Genomic DNA, 387 nt, shown 5'->3' on the forward strand with positions numbered 1-387 from the left:
GTACGTGGCGATCCTGCCGCGCATGTGGCGCAGCACCGTAACGCCCCGGGTGTCGAACCCGGTGGTGACCATGACGGTGCCGACCGCCTCGGTCAGCTCCGCGACGGCCTTCTCGTAGCGCTCGGCCAGATCGTCGGGGTCGGCGCCGGGCCGGATGATGTCGTTGCCGCCCGCGCAGAAGCTGACCAGGTCGGGGGCCAGTTCCTTGGCGCGGGGAATCTGCTCCTCGACGATCTGGTCGAGGAGGCGTCCGCGTACGGCGAGATTGGCGTAACGGAAATTCCCGTGCCGGGTTCCGTCCGGGGTCGTCGCCGCGTCGGGGTCCGGAAGCCGGTCGGCGAGGAGAACCGCGAAGCGGTCCGCCCAGCCGACGAAGGTGCCGTCGGG

1 protein-coding gene is annotated in these 387 nt (G+C 70.8%); it reads right to left on the reverse strand.

The window, feature by feature from the left end; genetic code table 11:
* A partial coding sequence (locus V2J85_RS41030; protein WP_330824447.1) for an SGNH/GDSL hydrolase family protein occupies positions 1-387 on the reverse strand: 387 nt, incomplete at both ends.

The organism is Streptomyces bugieae, from assembly GCF_036352915.1.
Taxonomy (GTDB): Bacteria; Actinomycetota; Actinomycetes; order Streptomycetales; family Streptomycetaceae; genus Streptomyces; species Streptomyces endophytica.